Below are 18,331 nucleotides of genomic sequence, written 5' to 3' on the forward strand. Positions count from 1 at the left end.
ACGCTAGGTCGGACGAGGTGCGCCCGGTATGACGGGCGTCATACGCACGGGGCGAATGTAGGGCCCGCGGGAGCGCGCCGCTCTCCCGATCAGCCGACCTCCAGCGCGATCGCCCCGGGAAAGAGCACGTCGTTCTCGATGCGGATGTGGCGCTTCAGGTCGGCCTCGAGGTCCACGAGGCCGGCGTAGAGCGCACGGAAGGACTCGCACGCGCCTTCGGGGAGCGTGTAGTCCGCCGTGACGGCGCGCAGCTCTCCGAGGATCTCCTCGACGGCCTCGTGCTCGCGCAGCATCACGCGGATCGGGTTCTGCACGCTGGGGAAGCAGGCGTCGCCTCCCCGTGTCGGTCCTTCGAGCGACTCGATGTACGGGAAGAGGATCCGCTCCTCCTTGAGCATGTGCGGCCCGAGGTCTTCCACGAGTCGGCGGACCAGCCGTTCGACCAGGAGGGTCTCGGGGTGCGCGTCGCCGTGGCGGCTGCGCGCGATCGCGGCGAGAGGCGGGAGGGACGCGATCGCCGCGCGGGTGAAGACGTGGTGCGTCTCGAGGATGAACTTCACGACGGCCGTCAGGGACTCGTTCCCGGGAGCGGAGCCGGTCGAGGGCTGTGTGCGAATCTCGGTCTGCATCGTCGTCCTCCTGGCGAGAAGACGATAGGGACGCGCGGGGGCGGACGTTATGACCGCGGTCATGCCGCGGAGCGGATCGGCGACCGCCTCGGAGTCACTCCCCGTCGCGCGGGATGTCGACCGGCTGCTTGACGGCCCACGCGATCGCCGCCGGGATCGCGTCCGCCGCGAGGCCCTTCCAGTAAATCGTCCAGCCCGGCACGCGCACCAGGCCGTCGCACAGCTTCATGTACCACTCGCTGATCGGGTTCGTCCGGCGCGCGCGCCAGAAGACGACCGGCGCGTCCGCCGCGAGGGCCTCCCAGAGGTCCCGCGCGATGCCCTCGCCCTGCGCCTCCGGCGACACGGCGAACTTCGTGAGGTACGCGCCGAGCGGCGTGTCCACGAGGATCGCGCAGCCGCGGTAGGCCTCCTCGAGGTAGACGTGCGAAGGCGTCGTCTCGAAGAACGCGTCCAGCGGCGCCCGCCCGAAGCTCGACGCGAGAAGCTCGCGCAGGCGGGCCACGTCCACGCCGTCCCAGCCCTCGCGGCGCGCGATGCGCGCTCCGCGGCGGAGGAGCGTGCCGGCGCCCTTCACCGTGAACAGCTCGCGGAGGACGTTCAGCGGAGAGGTGATCGCGACCGTGAAGGGGAGCGGCGCGGCCTCCTCGCAAAGCGGGCGCGCCCCCTCGAGGATGAGCCGCTCCTTGCGCGAGATTTCCTTGCTCGCGACGAGAGCGGGCACGTCGGTCGTGAGGTTCACGAGCGGGACGAGGGCGCCGCCCTGGCGGAGTCCTCCGGGCCGGTGGAGAAAGAGGAGCTTCCGCGTCTGGAGCTCGCGCAGGAGGACGCCGAGGCGCGCGATCCGGTCGCCGGGCTGCTCGCCCGCCGCCGGCTCGAAGACGACGGCGGGAACGCGCCCCGCGGCGGCCGCCGCCGTGAGTCGGCCGGCCAGCCCGGCCTCCGACGCGGCCAGGGTCTCGACGGTGACGCCTTCGGCTTCGAGATGGCGGGTGAGAACGCGGGCGTGCGCCGCGGCGTCGGCGGGCTGGAAGATCCCGAGGACGACGGTCGGATAGAGGTCGAGCGCGGCGAGGAAGCGCAGATCCTGCACGACGGCGTCGGCCGCGCCGGACATGACGTTCGCGTCGATCGCGATCGCCGCGAACTGCTCGCGCGGGCGCGCGCGAAAGAGGTCGAGGTAGAGCCGCGCCTCGGACGGGCGGCCCGTGCTCTCGAGGAACCGGAGGACGACGTCCTGCGGAGCAAGGTCGGGCGGCGGGGCGGGCGCGGGGCCGTCGGGGCTCATGACCCCGGAAGGATACGGGCGAGCCGCTTCGAGAGGCGATGGACCGACTTCAAGGGAAGAGCTTGCGCCGGGCAGCCTCGCAGATCGCAATCACCGCCGGGTGCTTGAGTTTTCGATCGACCGTGATGGCGTAGAACCTCTGACGGACCGGCTCGATCGTTCCGATCGAGCGAACGCCGTACTGGCGGCACACCTCGCTCGCAATGGGTGACGGCGCCGGGAAAAGACCCAGCCCGGCCTGTCCGACGGCCGCCATGAGGGCGCTGTCGTCGAACTCACCGACGATACGGGGCTTGACTCCCTCGCGCTCGAACCAGTCGTCGAGGGCGACGCGCAGGGCCGACTGCTGCCTGGGAAGCAGAAAGGGAGCCCCGTCGAGAGAGCGGGGGAAACCGCGCCGGTGAGCCCTGGCCAGTCGGTCGGCGCCGAACACGGAAACCGCGCACTCTCCCAGCAGGTGGCTGTAGGCACGGACCCTGGTCGTCGGTCCGACGGGTGCGTCCGCAAGGACGACATCGAGAGCGAAGAGCGCGAGCTCCGCCAGGAGGCGTTCCGGCGTGTCCTCGATCGCCTCCAGGCGCACGGGTTCGGGAAGCCTGAGAGCGGGTTCCACGATCCGGTAGGCGATCAGCTTGGATAACACGTCGGCAACACCGACCGTCAGCCGCACCTCGCGTGCCGGCCGGCCACCCTTCATCGTGACCAGAAGGTCCCGGCCGAGCCCGACGATCTCGTCGGCGTAACGATAGGCAGAGCGCCCCGCGTCCGTGAGCGTCAGGCGCCGGCCCGAGCGCCTGAAGAGCCTCGTGCCGAGCGCGATCTCGAGCGCCCGGATCTGCGACGTCACGGTCGGCTGCGAGACGTGCAGCTTCTCACTCGCTCGCGTGACGCCGCCCTCCCGCGCCGCGGTCCAGAAGACCTGGAGATGGTGGTAGTTGAGGCGGTTCACGCCGCCACTATACATAGACATTGTTGAATGTTTGCTTCGCAGAGAATGAATTTGTGCAGGTCGACTCCGGTGCCCTAGCTTGCCGGTGAAGGGTTGCGTCCCTGCCGGCCGTGGCGTGCGAGCGACCCCGAGGAGGAGAACGATGACGATCAGCGTACGCGGCTACGGGATGCACGTGAGTCGGAAGATCCGCAGGCTCGTGGACCGTCGCGTGGCCTTCGAGCTCTCCCGATTCGGCCGGCAGGTGAGGGCCGTGACCGTCAACCTCGAGGATCTGAACGGCCCCCGCGGCGGCATCGACAAGCGCTGCGCGATGCAGGCCGACCTCGCCCCCGGGGGCAGCGTGCGGGTGGAAAAGACGGACGGCGAGCTTCGCGCGGCCATCGGCCGCACGGCGGCGCGGCTCGCTCACGCGGTCGCGCGCGCGCTGGAGCGCCGACGCGACGCGACGACGCGCTGGCTCGGAGAACGGCGAGGCGCGAGGGCGCCTGAGGGGCGCGCCTGCGGTTGACCGCGCTCGAGGACATGGCCGAAACTGGGCGGACCGTATGAGCGACGACGCCGGGCCGCGACTGACCGCCGAAGAGGCGCTCCTGCGCCTGAAGGAAGGGAACGCGCGCTTCATGCGCGGCGAGGCGCGTTTCCCCACCGTGCAGAAGGACGTCCTCGCCGCCCTCGCGAAGGGCCAGCACCCCTTCGTGACCATCCTCGGCTGCAGCGACTCGCGCGTCCCGCCCGAGCTCGTCTTCGACGCGGGGTTCGGCCAGCTGTTCGTGGTGCGCCTCGCCGGCAACGTCCTGTCACCCGAGGTCGCCGGCACGCTGCAATACGCGGGCGTCCACCTGAAGACGCCGCTCTTCGTCGTTCTCGGGCACGAAGGGTGCGGCGCCGTGCAGGCCGCGCTCCGCTCGCTTCGCGAGGGCACGCGCGAGCGGAGCCGCATCGAGGCGCTGCTCCAGAACATCCTGCCGGGCCTCCAGGACGTCGACCCGGGTCTTTCGCAGGACGAGCAGATGCGCGCCGCCGTCGAAGCGAACGTCCGGTGGACCGTCAGCCGGATCATGGCGACCCCGGAGGCGCAGGAGCGGGAGAAGGAAGGCGTGATGCGGCTCGTCGGCGCCGTCTTCGAGTTCTCGACGGGCGCCGTGCGGTTCCTGGACGGACCCTAGCCGTTCGGAAATGAAAACGGGCCGGCTCTCGCGAGCCGGGCCGGAGCGGCAGGCTGCGCCCGTTCGAGGGCGAGCGGCCTGCGCGCGACGAGCAGCGTAAGGCCGGCCATTGCCGCACTGTTCCTGATCGTCTCGACGCCCAGTCCGACGCTCTCGAGCCGATGGACGAGATCGGCCCTCCTTTGAGGATGAAAGCCGTGCCCTCGATTCCAGCCGAGTTTGACCGCGAGCCTCTCGAACCCCTCCGCCAATGTTCCCCGGGAAGACGCGTCATTCTCCCGGACGATCAGGACCCCTCCGGGTTTCAGCGCGGACGCACACCGGCCGAGCCAGTCGTCCTGGGCGGCCGGCTCGCCGTAGTGGAGGATGTCGAGCAGGAGAATCGATTCGACCGGTTCGGTCGGGAAGAGCCGCGCATCGGCGCAGACGACGTCGACCTGGGGCAGCCCGGAGAGGAAGTGCCTCGCCGCGGCCGCCTTTCGCGCATCCCACTCCACGGCGACGACGCGCCGCTCGGGATCCCGATGGACGAGCACCGCGGCCATGATCCCCAACCCGGCTCCGAGGTCGAGGGTCTCGCGGACGCCCTTCAGTCGGGAAGCGACGACCGCGTAGACCGGGTCGAAGAGGATCTTCCATCGGACGTACTGACGGAGCGGAAAGGGCAAGCCGGGCAGGCGAGCCCCGAACTGCGCCATCTCGTCGCGGGAAAGACGGACTTCTGGCGAAGCCCAGCGAGTCGCCGTCCTCGCGGCCGCCGTTCCGAGCGCCGTCCCGAGTACGAGCCCGAGCACCGTCCCTCCCGCCAGGATGTCGAAGAAGAGAAGACGCACGAGCTCTCCCGCCGGCATCGCCTGGAACGCGACCCGGTCCATCCGAAGAAGGTGGCCGTGGCGGACGAGCTCTCCGAGCTGAGCTCCGGCGAAGAGGACGAGGGGCAGGAGGGGCGGGGCCGAGATCTGGAGACCCAGGAACACCGCCAGCTTGTTGAGTCGGAAAACGATGGCGAGAAGCGCCGCGATCGCGACTTGAAGGCCGAGAAACGGGCTGCAGCCGACCAGAACGCCGACTCCGACCGCGAACCCGACCCGCGCGGGCGAAGCGTGCTCGCGGAGAACCCGGTCCCACAGCGCTCGAAAGTGCGGAAACCACGAGCGCGCCCGTCGCTCCGCCGGTTTGGTCTCCGACACGCCCGGAACTCTGACATCCTCGGCGCGCCGGAGGAAGGGGGTTCACGTGACCAGGACGGCCGTCATCGCCATCGGCGGGAACTCGCTCATCACGGACAAGGAGCACCAGCGTGTCCCGGACCAGTACCAGGCGTGCTCCGAAACGTGCCGCCACATCGCGCCGCTCCTCCGGGACCCGGACCTCCGGCTCGTGATCACGCACGGGAACGGCCCGCAGGTGGGCTTCATCCTGCGCCGGTCGGAGCTCGCGTCGAAGGAGCTCCACCCCGTGCCCCTGGACTCGTGTGTTGCAGATACTCAGGGCGCGCTCGGCTACCACCTCCAGCTCGCGCTCTTCAACGAGTTCCGTCGGCTGGGCTTCGAGAAGGCCGCGGCCACGGTCGTGACGCTCTGCCTCGTGGACCGGGCCGATCCCGCGTTCGAGAAGCCGAACAAGCCCATCGGATCTTTCCTGTCGAAGGCGGATGCGGACCTCCGTCGCGCGGCGGACGGGTGGGACATGGTCGAGGACGCCGGGCGCGGATGGCGGCGCGTCGTCGCCTCTCCGGCGCCGAAGGCGATCCTCCAGCTCGGCGCGGTGAAGAGCCTCCTCGACGCGGGCTTCGTCGTCGTTGCGGCGGGCGGAGGCGGGATCGCCGTCGTCGAGGACGCCGCGGGGATGATCCGGGGCGCGGCCGCGGTCATCGACAAGGACCACGCGTCGAGCCTTCTCGCCCGCCAGCTGGGCGCCGAGCTTCTCGTCATCTCGACGGGCGTCGAGAAGGTCTCCCTCGACTTCGGCACCCCACAGCAGAAGGAGATCGAACGGATGACCGTCGCCGAGGCGCGACGGTTCATGGCCGAGGGCCACTTCAAGGCGGGGAGCATGCTCCCGAAGATCGAAGCCGTCGTCGCCTTCCTCGAGGGAGGCGGCCGCGAGGCGATCATCACGGATCCTGCGCACGTCGGCCTCGCCCTCGCCGGCAAGGCAGGCACGCACGTCGTCCCGTGAAACCCGCCGCCGGCCGCCCCGTAGTCGTGGGTGATGCTCGACGTAACGATCGACTGGCTGTACGTCGGCCCGATGGTCCAGATCTCGCGATACCGATGCCACGCGGCGGGCTGCGCCGTCGGGAGAGAGCAGCGGCAGCCGGCCCACGTGATCGGCTTTCCGCATTCCGGTGTCTTCGCGCTTCACCAGGGGCGCGAGCGCCTCACGGTCGAGCAGGGGACCGTTCTTTTCCTCAACCATGGCGCGCCCTATCGCACGAGTCACCCCTGCGGAGGCGGCGACCACGGTGCCGCGATCGCCGTCCGCCCGGACGTCCTCGTCGAGGCTCTCGCGAGGTTCGACCCGACGGTCCGGGACCGCCCGGGGGCGCCGTTTCGCACCGCCCTCGGCGCGACCTCCTCGCGCACGTACCTGCTGCAGCGGCTTCTGCACCTCCGCGTCTCGAGGAGACGTGACCCGCACTCCCTCGAGCTCGAGGAGGCCGCGCTGGCTCTGGTCGGGGAAGTCGCGGCGGCGGCCTGCCGATGGGATGGAAGCGCGCCCCCGCTCCGGCCCCTGAGAGAACGCCACTGCGACGCCGTCCATTCGGTGCGCGCCTTGCTCGCCTTCAAGCTCGGCGAGCCGGTGTCTCTCGAGGACGTGGGCCGGGCGGTCGGCGTCTCGCCCTTCCATCTCTGCCGGGTATTCCGGGCGGTCACCGGGACGACGATCTCCCGCTACCGCCACACCCTTCGGCTGCGAGCCGCGCTCGAGCGCGTGGCCAGCCCGGATGCCGACCTGAGCGCCGTCGCCATGGACCACGGTTACTCCAGCCACAGCCACTTCACGGTCGCGTTCCGGCGGGAGTTCGGCATGACGCCGACGGAATTCCGGCGCGCGGCCGCGCGGAGCCGGCGGAACGTGGCGGGCCTTCGCGCCCCGCGAGCACGATGCTGACAGCGCGAGCCCCCGGCGCGCCCCATCGTGCCCATGGTCCATGTCGGACCGTGGAGGATCTCGCGTGCGCGACACCATCCGGCTCCTGGCTCTGGCGGTCTCGACGATCGCCCCGTGCGGCGCGGCGCTGGCCCAGGCGCCGCCTCCGGCAGCTCGAGACTCGGCGTTCTCGTGGGGACTGAAAGGCGGCGTCAGTTTCGCGAACGTCCTGCTCGCCCCGGACCTTCCGCCGGGATACTCGAAGTCCGCCCGGACGGGTTTCATCGGGGGCGCGTTCGCCGAGGCCCGGCTCTCGGAGGCGTTCTCCGTTCAGCTCGAGGCGTTCTACACGCAGAAGGGGTTCGAGGTTTCGTCGGCCGCCGGCAAGGCGACGTACCGCCTCGACTACGTGGAACTGCCCCTCACCGCGAAGGCGACATTCGGGTCGGGCCCTCTCCGGCCGTATCTCTTCGCGGGACCCGTCGTCGGGTTTCGTCTCTCCGCCACCGTGGAGAGCGGATCGAGTTCCGGAGATTTCCAGGACTCGACGAGGACGACGGACCTGGGCCTCGACTTGGGGGCGGGCCTTCTCTATCGGCTGAATCCGGGGACCGCGCTCGTCCTCGAAGGCCGCTACTCCGTGGGCCTCGTGAACATCTTCAACACCGGACCCGTGGGCGGAACCGTCAACACGCGGGATCTGAAGATCCTCGCGGGCGTGAGCTTCGCGCTGGGGACTTCGCGCTAGCGGCCGCTCGCGTCAGGACGGCGGCGTGAAGCGGGCGTCGCTCAGGGGCGGATTCACCTCGACCTTGTCCACCACGATCCGGAGCAACTGCGGCCGGCCGGCGGCCCGGACCTCGACGAGGTGGGGGAAGAGGATCCCTCCCGTCTTTCGGTAGTCGCCGAAGGTCGTCTCGACCGAGACGCGCCTCCCGCGCACGAGCCGCGTGGCGTCGGTCCGGACCAGGTTCGCGGATTTGACCTCGACGTAGGCGGTGAGCACCCCGCCGCTCTTGAGCGTGACCTTCAGCTTCCAGGCCTCGTGGCCGCCGACGATCTCGCGGCCGACGAGCTCGATCCGGCTCCCCTTGCTCTTCCAGTCGACGAGCGGCCCGTCGATGTCGGCCTGCTCTCGCGCGTCGATCAGGGCCTCTTCCGGCATGGCCTTGACGCCCATCTCTCCCTCGAGCGGGTTCACCTTCCAGCCACGCTGGCCGTCCGAGGCGAAGACGCTGGTGACGCCCTGGACGGTGAACTCGAACCGGATTTTCCCGGGGCGTTTGATCTCGCGCATCACGAGCCCGTTGCGGTCCGCACCGGCGCTGATGCGCCCTTCCTGGCGCAGCGTCTGAAGAGCCTTCAGCTTCTCCATCCCTCCCCGTGCCGTCACGTAGCGCCCGACGATCTCGTCGGCCGTCGGCTCGGCTGCGGGTTTCGCGGGCGCGCTCGGCGGGGGAGAGCCCGCAAGGGCGCCGGGACCGGCCAGCAACGTCGCGACGAAGGCCGCCGCAGCCAGCCGCCCGCGGGGGGATCCGCCGCGCGCGCTCATCTCGAGATTCCTGCGGGGTTCGGCCAGGACGTCACGCCATAGCCCCACCCACCCGTGTAAACGGGGTTGTAGACAGGGTTGTTTCTCATCCGGTCCGCTTCATCCCGCGCACGCTTGTCGTCCTCTTGTTTCTGCAGCTGGTCCATGCTGGCCTTGAACTGCGCGTCCGAGGCGCGCTGGGCGGCCTCGTTGCGCGCCTGATCCTTCGCGGCGTCGGACTGCGCCAGCTGCACCTCGGCGGGCGTCATCCACTCGCCGTCGTACTTGACGAAGCCACGGGCGCGGTAGCTGTCTTCCTCGGTGAGCCAGCGGCCGTCGACCTGCACGAACCCCAGCGCCTCCCGGGCTTCCTTGTCGTCGGGAGCGAGCGCGAGAACCCGCTTGTAGGCCGCGCGCGACTGGGCCGAGAGGCCCTTCGTGGACGCCCACAGGCCGAGGCTGCGCCAGCCGTTGACGTCCTGCGGACCCAGCTTGCTCGCTCGCGCGTCGAACTCGTCGAGGGGCGAAGTGCCCTTCACGACCTTCTCGACCTGGTCCATCTGGAGACCGATGGTCCCATCGCCGAAGTCGATGACCACCTTCTCCGCGGTCTGCTCGAGGATCCGGCCGGAGAAACTGGCTCCGCTCTTGAGGTACACGACATCCGCGACAAGAAGTCCGGGCGCCAGGAGCAGCAGGAGCAGAAGCTTTCTCACGGCTCGAGGAAAGTCTAACCCAGGGATGGACCGGGGACTTCGCCGTAAACGAAAGGCCCGGCGTTTCCGCCGGGCCGGGTCGTAATTGGTTGCGGGGGCAAGATTTGAACTTGCGACCTTTGGGTTATGAGCCCAACGAGCTACCAGGCTGCTCCACCCCGCGTCAGGGAGGGGGACCATAACGGCTCGGGCCCTGCGAGTCAAGTTTGGACCGGTTAGAGTGGAGGCCGGAGGACCTCATGGGACTCTTCTCGGACACGACCCTGAAACCTGGGGACAAGGCTCCGCTCTTCACGCTGAAGGACCAGAACGGCAAGTCCGTCTCGCTCGCGTCGCTCAAGGGCCGGCGCGTCGTCCTCTACTTCTTCCCGAAGGCCGACACCGCCGGTTGAACCGTGGAAGCCCAGGCCTTCCGTGACGAAGGCCCGAAGCTCCCGAAGGACGTCGTCGTCCTCGGCGTCTCGAAAGACACCGTCGAGGCCCAGAAGAAGTTCGCGGAAAAGAACAAGCTGACGTTCCGCCTCCTCGCGGACGAGGACAGCGAGGTCATCGCGCTCTACGGCGTAGGCCTCGCGTTCGGCGTCGCGAAGCGGAAGTCGTTCCTGATCGACTCGAAGGGGAAGATCGCGAAGGTCTACGAGTCCGTCGCTCCGGCGAAGCACGCGGGCGAGGTGGCGAGGGACCTCGAGGGCGTCGACTAACGCGATACGGGCGACGGGGCGGGAGGCGCCGCGGGCTTCACCCGCTTCTCCCACCCGTCCGGCAGGACGAGGACGACCTCGCCGGGCTTGACGAGGTTGAGCTCCTCGCGCGCGACCTTCTCGAGGGCGTTCGGGTCGCTCCTGAGCGCCGCGACCTCGGCCTGGAGCCGCTTCGTGTCGGCCTCGAGCTGGGCGACCTCTTCCTGGGCCCTCGCGAGCTGGACGCGCTGCTTCCGCACCTGCAGGAGGCCGCGGTCGCTCACGAGGAAGATGCCGAAGACGAGGGCCGACAGGAGCGCCGACACGACGACGACCGACGCGGGGCGCACGTGGCGGGCGTCGGGCCGGGCCGCGGGCGCCTCCGGGCCGCGGTCCGTCCGCGCGCGCCGGGCGGACGGCTCCGGCTCGCGCTCGCGTTCCGGGCGGGCCGGACGCTGCGGGCTCTGCGGGACGCGCTTGATGCCGACGAGGCGGGGCGGACCCTCACCCCCGACGATTCGTTCGAAGCGCACCGCTCATTTTCGCTCAATTCCGCCGGAGCGGCGCGGGTTTGACGGGATCAGGCCTTCTTCGCCGCGAGGCCGGGGTAGACGCCCGTCTCGCCGAGGTCTTCCTCGATGCGCAGGAGGCGGTTGTATTTCGCGATCCGCTCGGAGCGGCAGAGGGAACCGGTCTTGATGAAGCCGGCGTTCGTCGCGACCGCGAGGTCGGCGATCGTCGTGTCCTCGGTCTCGCCCGAGCGGTGCGAAATGACCGTGACGTAGCGCGCCGTCTGCGCCATCCGAACCGCCTCGAGCGTCTCCGTGATCGTCCCGATCTGGTTCAGCTTCACGAGAAGGCCGTTCGCGATGCCGTCCGCGATGCCCTGCTTCAGAATTTTCGGATTCGTCACGAAGTTGTCGTCGCCGATGAGATGGATCCCGCCACCGAGCCTCTCGGTGATGAGCTTCCAGCCTGCTTTGTCGCCTTCGGCGCAGCCGTCCTCGATCGAGAGGATCGGGTAATCCATCACGATCCCTTCGTAGAAGGCCACGATCTCGGCGGGCGAGAGCCTCTTCCCTTCGAGCGTGTAGACGCCCTTGTCGAAGAACTCCGACGCCGCGCAGTCGAGGGCGATGAAGACGTCCTTGCCCGCCTTGTAGCCTGCTTTGCCGATCGCGTCGACGATGAAGTCGAGCGTCGCGCGCGTGGACTCGAGGTTCGGGGCGAAGCCGCCCTCGTCGCCGACGCCCGTCGCGAAGCCCTTGGCCTTGAGGAGCCCCTTCAGCGCGTGGAAGACCTCCGAGCCGGCGCGCAGCGCCTCGCGGAAGGTCGCGAATCCGGCGGGCACGAGCATGAACTCCTGGATGTCGAGCGGGTTGTCCGCATGCGCGCCGCCGTTCACGACGTTCATCATCGGGACGGGCAGCGTGACGGCGCCCGTGCCGCCGATATACCTGAAGAGCGGGAGCGCGCAGGCCTCGGCCGCGGCACGGCAGACGGCCATCGAGACGCCGAGAATCGCGTTGGCGCCGAGCGCGGTCTTCATCTCGGTGCCGTCGAGCTCGATCATGAGGCGGTCGATCTCGGCCTGCTGGCGCGCGTCCATTCCGAGGACCTCGGGCGCGATCGTCTCGTTCACGTTCTTGACGGCCTTGAGGACGCCCTTGCCGCCGTAGCGCTTCTTGTCGCCGTCGCGCAGCTCGAGCGCCTCGCGCGAGCCGGTGGAGGCGCCGGACGGGACGCCCGCGCGGGCGGACGCGCCCCCCTCGAGGAGGCACTCGACTTCGACGGTGGGGTTGCCGCGGGAATCCAGGATCTCGCGGGCGTGGATGCTTTCGATGGCGTACATGTGGCTACCCCTTACCCTCTAAGAACATATTCTTTTGCTTTCGTCAGCAGTCGATCCGTCTCTCGTCTGTCCGGAGATTCCGCGTAGATCCGAACCACGGGTTCCGTCCCCGAGGCGCGGAAGAGAATCCAGCGGCCGTCGCCGAGGAGCAGTTTCTGGCCGTCCGTGCGGTCGATGCCCTGGACCTTGAGCCCCGCGAACGCGTCCGGGTTCTCCGCGAGCCTCTTTTTCATCGTCTCCGCGAGCTTCGGGTCGAGGCGCGCGTCCGCGCGATCCGGCCAGAACGGCCCGACCTTCGCGAAGAGGTCCTTCAGCAGCGTGCCGAGCGTCTTGCCCGTCGTCGCGACGAGCTCGGCGAGGAGGAGACAGGCGAGCGGGCCGTCCTTCTCGGGGACGTGGCCCTCCATCGTGAAGCCGGCCGACTCCTCGCCGCCCATCACGATCTTGTCCTGGAGCAGCAGCTCACCGATGAACTTGAAGCCGACGGCCGTCTCGAAGACGGGCGCGCCGTACGCCTTCGCGACGGCGTCGAGGCCGTGCGTCGTCGCGACCGAGCGCGCCACTCCGCGCGCGTCGCCGGCCCTCCGGCGCGGCAGAAGGCGCTCGGCGAGCAGCATCAGGCAGTGGTTCGGGTTCACGTAGACGCCGTCGGCGTCGAGGACGCCGAAGCGGTCCCCGTCGCCGTCCGTCGCGAGGCCGATCGCGCGCTTCTCCGAGACGACGACCTTGCCGAGCGCGACGAGGTTCGGGGCGTCGCACTGCGGCGAGAGGCCGCCGAAGTACGGGTCGCGGTGGCCGTTGATGAGGGCGACGTCCACGCCGGCACGGACGAGGAACGCGTCGAGGTAGCCGCGCGAGGTTCCGAAGCGCGGGTCCACCGCGACGCGCAGCCCCGCCTTCTTCATGGCGGCCCCGTCCACGCGGCGCCGGAGCTCGGCAAGGTAGGGCTCGGTCGGGTCGAACGTCGGCGTGTCGGCGGCAGGCGCGGAGGCCGCGTCCGCGTCCGTCGTCTTCGCGATCTCGTCCTCGATCTTCGCCGTGACGTCCGGCAGGGCGGGCGCGCCGTCGGCGGTCGAGAACTTGATGCCGTTGTACTCCGGCGGATTGTGCGAGGCCGTGAAGTTGATCGCGCCGAGCGCCTTCTTCTCGCGGATCGTGAACGCGACGACGGGCGTCGGGACGTCGCGGTCGGCGCGCAGGGGCCTCACGCCCTCTCGCGCGAGGACGCGCGAGGCCTCGTCCACGAAGCGCTCGTTGAGGAAGCGGGTGTCCGACGCGACGACGAGGCCGCGGAGCGGGTCGCCCGTGGCCTTCGCGACGCGGGCGATCGCGGTGACGACGCGCCGCGCGTTCGGGAACGTGAATTCCTCGCCGAGGATCGAGCGCCAGCCGGACGTTCCGAAACGGATCATGGGGCGGGTAGGATTCTACGGTGAGAGTTCCTCATCCGCTCCGGAACGCAGCCGCGTCTCTTTCGCGTGCTGCCGCGCTGCTCGCGGGCCTCGCGGCGGGCTGCGTGTCCCGGCCGCCGGCGGAAGGCCCCGTCCCGATGGCGCGCTTCGGCCCGGACCGCGCGGCGGCGGCTTACGCCGGCCACGCGGACGACGCGAAAGCCGCTCTCCTCGCCCGGATCAACGCCGACCGCGCGGCCGCGGGCGTCCCGCATGTCGCCGTCGACCTCGTCGCGGCGAAGGCGGGCGACGCGTTCTGCCTCGACGCGGCGCGGACGGGCGTCATGGGCCACTGGGACCTCGCGGGCCGCGCGCCGTACGACCGCTTCGCCGACGCCGGCGGCGTGGACTGGAACGCGGAGAACTTCAGCGGCACGTCGCGCCGGGGGGAGGTGTTTCGCAGGGACGAGCTCGTGGGCCTCCTCCTCGGCGCGCACAAAGGGATGATGCAGGAGAGACCGCCGGACGACGGCCACCGCAAGACGATCCTCGACCCGAAGTGGACGCACGTCGGGATCGGAGTCGCCCTGGAAGGCGGCGAGTTCCGGATGACGGAGGAGTTCACGCGCCACGTCGTCGATTGGGTCGAGCTTCCGGCCGGCCGCATGCCGGCGGGGCGGACGGTGCCCGTCAACATCCAGCTCCCGAAGGGGTGGAACCTCGCGGCAGTCGAGATCGCTCACGAGAAGTTTCCACGGCCGCTCACGGCGAAGGAGATCCGCGCCCGCTCCTCCTACGCGTTCCCGGCCACCTCGCAGAAGCTCCTTCCGCGTCTGGCATCGCCGTTCGTCTACAAGGACGGATCCACCGGCGTGATCGCCGTCGGGAACGGGCTCGTTCGGGCCAACGTCGCGCTCGTCTCCGGGCCCGGGAGCTACTGGATCCTCGTTTACGCGGCGCCAGGAACCCTCGAAGGCATCCCGCTCAGCCCCATCACGGCGATCCGGGTCACGGCCGACTGACGCTAAGATCGCGGGAACATGACGCCGGAGTTCACGCGGGACGAAGCGGACGTCCTGCAGCGCTTCTTCACGAACGTCGACGCGCCCGTCTTCGGCCTCAAGCTCCCGCAGGAAGTCTCCGGCGCTCTCTTCTCGCGTTACAGCCGGACCGCCAAGAGCCTGCGGCGTGTGTTCCTCGACGAGTTCGTCGGCGAACAGGGCCTTGCCGACGGCCTCCTCGGAGGCGGGGCGGCCGCGGACGACGGCGAGTCCCTGCGCCGCGCGCGCGCGTTCTACGACCGCGTCCTCGTGGGCTATGGCGACGACTCCGTCGCGCAGCTGGGCGCGGCGCACGTCGCGGTCGAGCGCGCCTCGAACGTCGCGGCGCAGACGCTCGAGGACGCGCGCGTCGGGATCTCGTTCCTCGAGAAATCCACGCGCTACGTCCGCTTCGACCAGCGGGACGCGGCGGGGAACTTCCTGTGGCACCGCGAGGAGACGCTTCTCGCCTCGCGCCACGGCGCCGCGTTCGCGGCCCTCATGGACCGTCTCTTCGAGACGTACGCCGCGCAGATCGATCCGATGATCCGGCACATCGAGGAGATCCTCCCGATCGAATCCGTCGACGTCCGCCACCCGAAGACGGGCGAGCCGCTCGCCTGGAAGGACGTCGCGAAGGACGAGGACCTCCTGAAGGCGGCGCGGCGGGCGTACGGCGCGACCGTGCGCGCGCACGCGTGCGACGTCATGCGGAGCTATCTGCCCGGCGCCACGCTCACGAACCTCGGCGTCTTCGCGACGGGCCAGGCGTTCGAGCACCTGTTGAACCGCCTCTACGCGAGTCCGCTCGGCGAGTGCGCGGCGCTCGGCGCCGCGATGCACGGCGAGCTCCAGCGCCTGATCCCGTCGTTCGTGAAACGCGCGAAGAGGAGCGACTGGCTGGCTGATCTGGACGCGCGCACGCGCGCCGCCGCCGCGCGGATCCTGCCGCCCGGCGCCGGTCCCGCGGGCCCTGTCACGCTCCTCGACTTCGATCCCAAGGGAGATGCGAAGGTCCTCGCGGCGCTTCTCTATCCCTACGGCGACCGGCCGCTCGCCGAGGCGCGCGAGCGGATCGCCGCGCTGCCGGCGGCCGAGCGGGCCGCACTTCACGCCGAGCTCGCGGGGGCTCGGCGCAATCGCCGCGACAAGCCGCCGCGTGCGCTCGAGGAGACGGCGTACGCGTTCGACCTCGTCGGGAACTTCGGCATGTACCGCGACCTCCACCGTCACCGCCTCCTCTCGCAGGAGCGTCAGCCGTTCACGACGGCGCACGGCTGGGACACGCCGCCCGAGATCGTCGAGTCCGGCTGCGAGCCGGAGTTCCGCGCGCGGATGGAAGAGGCGCACGAGCTCCACGAGGCCGTCGCCCGCGAGCACCCGCGCGAAGCCCAGTACGTCGTGCCTTTCGCGTTCAGGGTGCGCTGGCGCATGACGCTCAACCTGCGCGAGGCGGTCCATCTCTGCGAGCTGCGCTCGATGCCGCAGGGCCACCCCGACTACCGGCTCCTCGTGCAGGAGATGTGGAAGCAGATCGAGGCGGCCCACCCCGCGCTCGCCCCGTGGGGAAGGTTCGTGAACCGCGACACCTACCGCCTCGGCCGCCTCCAGTCCGAGATGCGGACGGAGTACAAGCGGGCGCAGACGGCGTAGGCGTCAGCCCGCCGTCAGCGTGTCCAGGCCCGCGAGCACCTGGGCGGCGTCCTCGTCGGGCCGCGCGAGGTAGACGGGGATCGCCCCGGGAATCTCGTGGAAGATCTCCGTGACCATCTCCGGGTCGTCCGTCACGACGGCGTCGAGCCGCGCGGAGCGGCCGAGGCGCTCGAGGACGTTCTCGAGTCCCTGCTCGCCCAGGAACGTCGTCGACGGCGGCGCGAGCGCGCGCAGCGCGTCGAGGAGGTCGTGGCGCTCGCTGGTCGCGACGAGGACGTGACGCATCAGGAGCTTCTCGACTCGCGCAGGAGCTCCTCGACGGAATCGCGGACGCCGGCCGAGGAGGCCGCTCGCCGAAGGTATTCCTCATCGAGGGCCCCTCGCTGGACTGCGAGAATTCCGGCTGCGTCCCTGAGTTGCTTCTCGGAGTCGCCCGCGGCCGCCCAGCGCAGTTTCGAGACGATCAGGTCCTCCGGAGAGATTCCGAACAGCGACACGCCGAGCGCGGAGATGACGCGTCTCCGCGAGAAGGCGAGCGACGCGAACTCGTCTGTCGGAGCCACGATGAGGTCGGCCTTCCATCCGGTGGTCGTCTCGACGACGTTGAACATCCCGGTCCGGGCGAGCGCTTCACCTGCAGCCTCGCGGGACGCGTACCAGTTGCGGTCGAGTTTCGCGAGAAACGTCTCGAGAGTCGGGGGGCTGGGGGCGATGACGATGTCCGCGTCAGCCGTGAAGCGCGGCTCTCCGTACGCGAGGAGCGCGACGCCTCCCGTTGCCATGTAGGGAATTCCGGCAGCGTCGAGTTGCGAAACGACACTTTGGAGAAACGAGGCGAAGCTCATGGCGCCGGGGCGGAGCGCCGAAACACCTGTTCGAAGAGGGCGTCGCCGAGGAGGAGGCGCGCAACCTCACGGCTGACGGCGTCATCGGAATCGCCGGGCCGGCGCGCCCGGATCGTCGCGGCCAGCCCCTCTCGCACCTCGTCGCAGAGCGCGAGGCCGGCCGAAAAACGGCCGGAGGGACCGAGCGCGCGGAGGGCCTCGATGCGGCGTTCGAAGGCATCTCGGCTCGTGTCCCGGGGCCAGGGTGTCACGCTCGCCTCCTGGCGCCGCCTTGAGCGGGCCGTTTCCGAAGCCTACAGTACCCCCGTGGCGCCGCGGCTTCCCGTGTACCTCGATTATCACGCGACGACGCCGGTCGACCCGCGCGTCTTCGAGGCGATGCGCCCGTACTTCACGGAGAACTTCGGAAATGCGGCGTCCCGGAGCCACGTGTTCGGGATGCGCGCCGCGTCCGCCGTCGAGAAGGCGCGCGAGGAGGTCGCGGACCTCGTCGGCGCGAACGCGAAGGAGATCGTCTTCACCTCCGGCGCGACCGAGGCGGACAACCTCGCGGTTCTCGGCGCCGCGCGGGCGCGGCGCGCGCGGGGGACGCACGTCGTCGTCTCGGCGATCGAGCACCGCGCCGTCCTCGACCCCTGCGCGCGCCTCGAAACGGAGGGATTCCGCGTCACGCGCGTCGCCCCGGACCGGCTCGGCCGCACGAGTGCCGCCGCCGTCGCGTGGGCGCTCTCCCCGGAGACGACCCTCGTGACCGTCATGGCGGCGAACAACGAGATCGGGACGCTCAATCCCGTCGCGGAGATCGCGGGCCTCTGCAAGGAGCGGGGCGTCCTCTTCCACACGGACGCCGTCCAGGCCGCGGGCCGGGTTCCTCTCGACGTCCACGCCTCCGGCATCGATCTCCTTTCCCTCTCGGCCCACAAGCTCTGCGGGCCGAAGGGCGTGGGCGCGCTCTTCGTGCGGGCCTCGAACCCCCGCGTCGTGCTCGACCCGCTGCTCTTCGGCGGCGGACACGAGCGCGGGATGAGGCCGGGCACGCTCGATGTCCCGGGCATCGTGGGCTTCGGCGCGGCCGCGGCGATCGCGAAGGCCGAAGGCGCCGCCGAAGCCGCGCGCGTCGCGGCGCTGCGCGACCGGCTGTGGGAGCGGCTCCGCGCGGGCGTGCCCGGCGCCTCGCGCAACGGCGACCCCGCGGCGTGCCTGCCCGGCAATCTCAACGTGCGCTTCCCGGGCGCGCCGTCGGACACCGTGATGATGGAGACGCGCGACCTCGCGCTGTCCGCGGGCTCGGCCTGCACGTTGGCGTCCGTCGAGGCAAGCCACGTCCTCCGCGGGATCGGCCTCACGAAGGAAGAAGCGCACGAGTCGATCCGCTTCGGCCTCGGGCGGTTCACGACGGAGGAGGAAGTCGACTGGGCCGCGTCCGCCGTCGCCGCGGCGGTGCGGCGCGTGCGCGACGCGCGGGGGACCTCGGCCCTCTAGTATCGTCCGC

At 70.3% G+C, this 18,331-nt stretch carries 21 protein-coding genes and 1 tRNA gene; 9 read left to right on the plus strand and 13 right to left on the minus strand.

What is annotated here, in order from left to right; genetic code table 11:
• Positions 1–89: 89 nt before the first annotated feature.
• The 3 genes from IPL89_01620 to nhaR all read right to left on the minus strand — a co-directional run bounded on the left by IPL89_01620 (position 90) and on the right by nhaR (position 2,866).
• Positions 90–629 (minus strand): hemerythrin domain-containing protein, encoded by a 540-nt coding sequence (locus IPL89_01620; GenBank protein MBK9061891.1) that lies wholly within the window; start codon positions 627–629, stop codon positions 90–92.
• Positions 630–723: 94 nt separating this feature from the next.
• Entirely contained in the window at positions 724–1,917 is a 1,194-nt protein-coding gene (locus IPL89_01625) for a GNAT family N-acetyltransferase (protein MBK9061892.1), read from the minus strand.
• 49 nt (positions 1,918–1,966) lie between these two features.
• Positions 1,967–2,866, minus strand: a complete 900-nt coding sequence (gene nhaR / locus IPL89_01630; protein MBK9061893.1) for a transcriptional activator NhaR — start codon at positions 2,864–2,866, stop codon at positions 1,967–1,969.
• A gap of 142 nt (positions 2,867–3,008) precedes the next feature.
• Here nhaR and IPL89_01635 point away from each other — a divergent pair, with 142 nt between their 5' ends.
• Both IPL89_01635 and IPL89_01640 read left to right on the plus strand, forming a co-directional pair.
• A complete protein-coding gene (locus tag IPL89_01635; GenBank protein ID MBK9061894.1) occupies positions 3,009–3,377 on the plus strand; it encodes an HPF/RaiA family ribosome-associated protein in 369 nt (122 codons plus the stop codon).
• Positions 3,378–3,414: 37 nt separating this feature from the next.
• The gene (locus IPL89_01640; protein MBK9061895.1) at positions 3,415–4,035 is read left to right on the plus strand and encodes a carbonic anhydrase; all 621 of its coding nucleotides are present in this window, start codon (positions 3,415–3,417) and stop codon (positions 4,033–4,035) included.
• On the opposite strand, the gene IPL89_01645 is transcribed toward IPL89_01640, so the two are convergent.
• Complete coding sequence (locus tag IPL89_01645) at positions 4,032–5,225, minus strand: DUF2062 domain-containing protein (protein ID MBK9061896.1); 1,194 nt, start codon at positions 5,223–5,225, stop codon at positions 4,032–4,034. The two genes, IPL89_01640 and IPL89_01645, sit on opposite strands and share 4 nt — an antisense overlap.
• A 46-nt stretch (positions 5,226–5,271) precedes the next feature.
• Here IPL89_01645 and IPL89_01650 point away from each other — a divergent pair, with 46 nt between their 5' ends.
• From IPL89_01650 to IPL89_01660, 3 genes are all read left to right on the plus strand, one after another.
• On the plus strand, positions 5,272–6,216 hold the full coding sequence (locus tag IPL89_01650) for a carbamate kinase (protein ID MBK9061897.1): 945 nt from the start codon (positions 5,272–5,274) through the stop codon (positions 6,214–6,216).
• Positions 6,217–6,249: 33 nt separating this feature from the next.
• Positions 6,250–7,152, plus strand: coding sequence for a helix-turn-helix transcriptional regulator (locus IPL89_01655; protein ID MBK9061898.1), 903 nt, complete (start codon positions 6,250–6,252; stop codon positions 7,150–7,152).
• Between the two features lie 64 nt (positions 7,153–7,216).
• Positions 7,217–7,879 carry a PorT family protein gene (locus IPL89_01660; protein ID MBK9061899.1) on the plus strand — a complete coding sequence of 221 codons (663 nt, stop codon included), beginning with the start codon at positions 7,217–7,219 and terminating at the stop codon, positions 7,877–7,879.
• Between the two features lie 12 nt (positions 7,880–7,891).
• Here IPL89_01660 and IPL89_01665 read toward each other — a convergent pair whose 3' ends face one another.
• The 3 genes from IPL89_01665 to IPL89_01675 form a co-directional block, all read right to left on the minus strand.
• Positions 7,892–8,683 (minus strand): hypothetical protein, encoded by a 792-nt coding sequence (locus tag IPL89_01665; GenBank protein ID MBK9061900.1) that lies wholly within the window; start codon positions 8,681–8,683, stop codon positions 7,892–7,894.
• On the minus strand, positions 8,680–9,378 hold the full coding sequence (locus tag IPL89_01670) for a hypothetical protein (protein ID MBK9061901.1): 699 nt from the start codon (positions 9,376–9,378) through the stop codon (positions 8,680–8,682). Before IPL89_01670 ends, IPL89_01665 begins: the two co-directional genes overlap by 4 nt.
• A gap of 86 nt (positions 9,379–9,464) precedes the next feature.
• Positions 9,465–9,541, minus strand: a tRNA-Met gene (locus tag IPL89_01675).
• Positions 9,542–9,641: 100 nt separating this feature from the next.
• Between IPL89_01675 and IPL89_01680 the strand changes: the two genes are divergently transcribed.
• A complete protein-coding gene (locus IPL89_01680) occupies positions 9,642–10,079 on the plus strand; it encodes a peroxiredoxin (protein ID MBK9061902.1) in 438 nt (145 codons plus the stop codon).
• Here IPL89_01680 and IPL89_01685 read toward each other — a convergent pair.
• The 3 genes from IPL89_01685 to IPL89_01695 form a co-directional block, all read right to left on the minus strand.
• Entirely contained in the window at positions 10,076–10,408 is a 333-nt protein-coding gene (locus IPL89_01685) for a septum formation initiator family protein (protein MBK9061903.1), read from the minus strand. The genes IPL89_01680 and IPL89_01685 overlap by 4 nt on opposite strands.
• Before the next feature lie 230 nt (positions 10,409–10,638).
• Positions 10,639–11,910 carry a phosphopyruvate hydratase gene (gene eno, locus IPL89_01690; protein ID MBK9061904.1) on the minus strand — a complete coding sequence of 424 codons (1,272 nt, stop codon included), beginning with the start codon at positions 11,908–11,910 and terminating at the stop codon, positions 10,639–10,641.
• 11 nt (positions 11,911–11,921) lie between these two features.
• Positions 11,922–13,322 carry a phosphoglucomutase/phosphomannomutase family protein gene (locus IPL89_01695; protein ID MBK9061905.1) on the minus strand — a complete coding sequence of 467 codons (1,401 nt, stop codon included), beginning with the start codon at positions 13,320–13,322 and terminating at the stop codon, positions 11,922–11,924.
• Between the two features lie 20 nt (positions 13,323–13,342).
• Here IPL89_01695 and IPL89_01700 point away from each other — a divergent pair, with 20 nt between their 5' ends.
• A complete protein-coding gene (locus tag IPL89_01700; protein ID MBK9061906.1) occupies positions 13,343–14,323 on the plus strand; it encodes a hypothetical protein in 981 nt (326 codons plus the stop codon).
• 18 nt (positions 14,324–14,341) lie between these two features.
• The gene (locus IPL89_01705; protein MBK9061907.1) at positions 14,342–15,994 is read left to right on the plus strand and encodes an FAD-dependent thymidylate synthase; all 1,653 of its coding nucleotides are present in this window, start codon (positions 14,342–14,344) and stop codon (positions 15,992–15,994) included.
• Positions 15,995–15,997: 3 nt separating this feature from the next.
• On the opposite strand, the gene IPL89_01710 is transcribed toward IPL89_01705, so the two are convergent.
• From IPL89_01710 to IPL89_01720, 3 genes are read right to left on the minus strand one after another with little or no spacing between them, the layout of a single operon-like run.
• Entirely contained in the window at positions 15,998–16,279 is a 282-nt protein-coding gene (locus IPL89_01710; protein MBK9061908.1) for a hypothetical protein, read from the minus strand.
• Positions 16,279–16,776 carry a hypothetical protein gene (locus IPL89_01715; GenBank protein MBK9061909.1) on the minus strand — a complete coding sequence of 166 codons (498 nt, stop codon included), beginning with the start codon at positions 16,774–16,776 and terminating at the stop codon, positions 16,279–16,281. The genes IPL89_01710 and IPL89_01715 overlap by 1 nt, the downstream gene beginning before the upstream one ends.
• Positions 16,777–16,835: 59 nt before the next feature.
• On the minus strand, positions 16,836–17,090 hold the full coding sequence (locus tag IPL89_01720; GenBank protein ID MBK9061910.1) for a hypothetical protein: 255 nt from the start codon (positions 17,088–17,090) through the stop codon (positions 16,836–16,838).
• Between IPL89_01720 and IPL89_01725 the strand changes: the two genes are divergently transcribed.
• Complete coding sequence (locus tag IPL89_01725; protein ID MBK9061911.1) at positions 17,041–18,321, plus strand: cysteine desulfurase; 1,281 nt, start codon at positions 17,041–17,043, stop codon at positions 18,319–18,321. The two genes, IPL89_01720 and IPL89_01725, sit on opposite strands and share 50 nt — an antisense overlap.
• The last annotated feature ends 10 nt before the right edge of the window (positions 18,322–18,331 follow it).

It is taken from the genome of Acidobacteriota bacterium (assembly GCA_016716715.1).
Lineage (GTDB): Bacteria > Acidobacteriota > Thermoanaerobaculia > UBA5066 > UBA5066 > Fen-183.

Coding starts and splice junctions, on each gene's coding strand:
- IPL89_01620 (MBK9061891.1), bottom strand. CDS start 629: ATGCAGACCGAGATTCGCACACAGCCCTCGACCGGCTCCGCTCCCGGG.
- IPL89_01625 (MBK9061892.1), bottom strand. CDS start 1,917: ATGAGCCCCGACGGCCCCGCGCCCGCCCCGCCGCCCGACCTTGCTCCG.
- IPL89_01635 (MBK9061894.1), top strand. CDS start 3,009: ATGACGATCAGCGTACGCGGCTACGGGATGCACGTGAGTCGGAAGATC.
- IPL89_01640 (MBK9061895.1), top strand. CDS start 3,415: ATGAGCGACGACGCCGGGCCGCGACTGACCGCCGAAGAGGCGCTCCTG.
- IPL89_01655 (MBK9061898.1), top strand. CDS start 6,250: ATGCTCGACGTAACGATCGACTGGCTGTACGTCGGCCCGATGGTCCAG.
- IPL89_01665 (MBK9061900.1), bottom strand. CDS start 8,683: ATGAGCGCGCGCGGCGGATCCCCCCGCGGGCGGCTGGCTGCGGCGGCC.
- eno (MBK9061904.1), bottom strand. CDS start 11,910: ATGTACGCCATCGAAAGCATCCACGCCCGCGAGATCCTGGATTCCCGC.
- IPL89_01695 (MBK9061905.1), bottom strand. CDS start 13,322: ATGATCCGTTTCGGAACGTCCGGCTGGCGCTCGATCCTCGGCGAGGAA.
- IPL89_01705 (MBK9061907.1), top strand. CDS start 14,342: ATGACGCCGGAGTTCACGCGGGACGAAGCGGACGTCCTGCAGCGCTTC.
- IPL89_01710 (MBK9061908.1), bottom strand. CDS start 16,279: ATGCGTCACGTCCTCGTCGCGACCAGCGAGCGCCACGACCTCCTCGAC.
- IPL89_01715 (MBK9061909.1), bottom strand. CDS start 16,776: ATGGCAACGGGAGGCGTCGCGCTCCTCGCGTACGGAGAGCCGCGCTTC.
- IPL89_01725 (MBK9061911.1), top strand. CDS start 17,041: ATGCGGCGTTCGAAGGCATCTCGGCTCGTGTCCCGGGGCCAGGGTGTC.